The organism is Peribacillus sp. AS_2 (genome assembly GCF_026891895.1).
GTDB lineage: Bacteria > Bacillota > Bacilli > Bacillales > DSM-1321 > Peribacillus > Peribacillus frigoritolerans.
On the sequence record NZ_JAPTGA010000035.1, the window covers coordinates 1 to 3055 of the forward strand.

Here is a 3055-nt window from a genome sequence, read left to right on the forward strand (position 1 = left end):
TTCCTTCAAAACTAGATAATAAGAAGGTATTTCATTTTTTAAAAAGCGTTGGTTAAGTCCTCGATCTATTAGTATCAGTCAGCTCCACATGTCACCATGCTTCCACCTCTGACCTATCAACCTGATCATCTTTCAGGGATCTTACTAGCTTGCGCCATGGGAAATCTCATCTTGAGGGGGGCTTCATGCTTAGATGCTTTCAGCACTTATCCCGTCCGCACGTAGCTACCCAGCTATGCCTTTGGCAAGACAACTGGTACACCAGCGGTGCGTCCATCCCGGTCCTCTCGTACTAAGGACAGCTCCTCTCAAATTTCCTGCGCCCGCGACGGATAGGGACCGAACTGTCTCACGACGTTCTGAACCCAGCTCGCGTACCGCTTTAATGGGCGAACAGCCCAACCCTTGGGACCGACTACAGCCCCAGGATGCGATGAGCCGACATCGAGGTGCCAAACCTCCCCGTCGATGTGGACTCTTGGGGGAGATAAGCCTGTTATCCCCGGGGTAGCTTTTATCCGTTGAGCGATGGCCCTTCCATGCGGAACCACCGGATCACTAAGCCCGACTTTCGTCCCTGCTCGACTTGTAGGTCTCGCAGTCAAGCTCCCTTGTGCCTTTACACTCTACGAATGATTTCCAACCATTCTGAGGGAACCTTTGGGCGCCTCCGTTACTCTTTAGGAGGCGACCGCCCCAGTCAAACTGCCCACCTGACACTGTCTCCCACCCCGATAAGGGGCGCGGGTTAGAATTTCAATACAGCCAGGGTAGTATCCCACCAACGCCTCCACCGAAGCTGGCGCTCCGGCTTCTCAGGCTCCTACCTATCCTGTACAAGCTGTACCAAAATTCAATATCAGGCTGCAGTAAAGCTCCACGGGGTCTTTCCGTCCTGTCGCGGGTAACCTGCATCTTCACAGGTACTATAATTTCACCGAGTCTCTCGTTGAGACAGTGCCCAGATCGTTACACCTTTCGTGCGGGTCGGAACTTACCCGACAAGGAATTTCGCTACCTTAGGACCGTTATAGTTACGGCCGCCGTTTACTGGGGCTTCGGTTCAAAGCTTCGCTTGCGCTAACCTCTCCCCTTAACCTTCCAGCACCGGGCAGGTGTCAGCCCCTATACTTCGCCTTGCGGCTTCGCAGAGACCTGTGTTTTTGCTAAACAGTCGCCTGGGCCTATTCACTGCGGCTTTTCTGGGCTATTCACCCTAAAAAGCACCCCTTCTCCCGAAGTTACGGGGTCATTTTGCCGAGTTCCTTAACGAGAGTTCTCTCGCACACCTTAGGATTCTCTCCTCGCCTACCTGTGTCGGTTTGCGGTACGGGCACCTTACATCTCACTAGAGGCTTTTCTTGGCAGCGTGGAATCAGGAACTTCGGTACTATATTTCCCTCGCCATCACAGCTCCGCCTTAATGGAAACGGGATTTGCCTCGTTTCCGGCCTAACTGCTTGGACGCGCATATCCAACAGCGCGCTTACCCTATCCTTCTGCGTCCCCCCATCGTTCAAACGATGTATAGGTGGTACAGGAATATCAACCTGTTGTCCATCGCCTACGCCTTTCGGCCTCGGCTTAGGTCCCGACTAACCCTGAGCGGACGAGCCTTCCTCAGGAAACCTTAGGCATTCGGTGGAAGGGATTCTCACCCTTCTTTCGCTACTCATACCGGCATTCTCACTTCTAAGCGCTCCACCAGTCCTTCCGGTCTGACTTCAACGCCCTTAGAACGCTCTCCTACCATCGACACCATACGGTGTCAATCCACAGCTTCGGTGATACGTTTAGCCCCGGTACATTTTCGGCGCGGAGTCACTCGACCAGTGAGCTATTACGCACTCTTTAAATGGTGGCTGCTTCTAAGCCAACATCCTGGTTGTCTAAGCAACTCCACATCCTTTTCCACTTAACGTATACTTTGGGACCTTAGCTGGTGGTCTGGGCTGTTTCCCTTTCGACTACGGATCTTATCACTCGCAGTCTGACTCCCAAGAATAAGTATTTGGCATTCGGAGTTTGACTGAATTCGGTAACCCGTTGGGGGCCCCTAGTCCAATCAGTGCTCTACCTCCAATACTCTCATCTTGAGGCTAGCCCTAAAGCTATTTCGGAGAGAACCAGCTATCTCCAGGTTCGATTGGAATTTCTCCGCTACCCACACCTCATCCCCGCACTTTTCAACGTGCGTGGGTTCGGGCCTCCATTCAGTGTTACCTGAACTTCACCCTGGACATGGGTAGATCACCTGGTTTCGGGTCTACGACCTCATACTCATTCGCCCTATTCAGACTCGCTTTCGCTGCGGCTCCGTCTCATCAACTTAACCTCGCATGAAATCGTAACTCGCCGGTTCATTCTACAAAAGGCACGCCATTACCCATTAACGGGCTTTGACTACTTGTAGGCACACGGTTTCAGGATCTATTTCACTCCCCTTCCGGGGTGCTTTTCACCTTTCCCTCACGGTACTGGTTCACTATCGGTCACTAGGGAGTATTTAGCCTTGGGAGATGGTCCTCCCTGCTTCCGACGGGATTTCTCGTGTCCCGCCGTACTCAGGATCCACTCAGGAGGGAACGAAGTTTCAACTACAGGGTTTTTACCTTCTTCGACGGACCTTTCCAGGTCGCTTCATTTACCCCGTTCCTTTGTAACTCCATGTTGAGTGTCCTACAACCCCAAGAGGCAAGCCTCTTGGTTTGGGCTAATTCCGTTTCGCTCGCCGCTACTCAGGAAATCGCGTTTGCTTTCTCTTCCTCCGGGTACTTAGATGTTTCAGTTCCCCGGGTCTGCCTTCAGTACCCTATGTATTCAGGTAAAGATACTGTTCCATTACGAACAGTGGGTTTCCCCATTCGGAAATCTCCGGATCAAAGCTTACTTACAGCTCCCCGAAGCATATCGGTGTTAGTCCCGTCCTTCATCGGCTCCTAGTGCCAAGGCATCCACCGTGCGCCCTTTCTAACTTAACCGTTAAAAAAGATCTTACAGATGCTTTGAAAAAAATTAATTGCCTTCTATCTATTATCTAGTTTTCAAGGAACAA

Annotated in this window: 1 rRNA gene; it reads right to left on the reverse strand. The window is 51.7% G+C overall.

Going from position 1 to position 3055, the window contains the following annotated elements:
• Nucleotides 1-48 precede the first annotated feature (48 nt).
• Nucleotides 49-2981: ribosomal RNA gene (locus OTG27_RS26355) — 23S ribosomal RNA — on the reverse strand.
• Between the last annotated feature and the right edge of the window lie 74 nt (nt 2982-3055).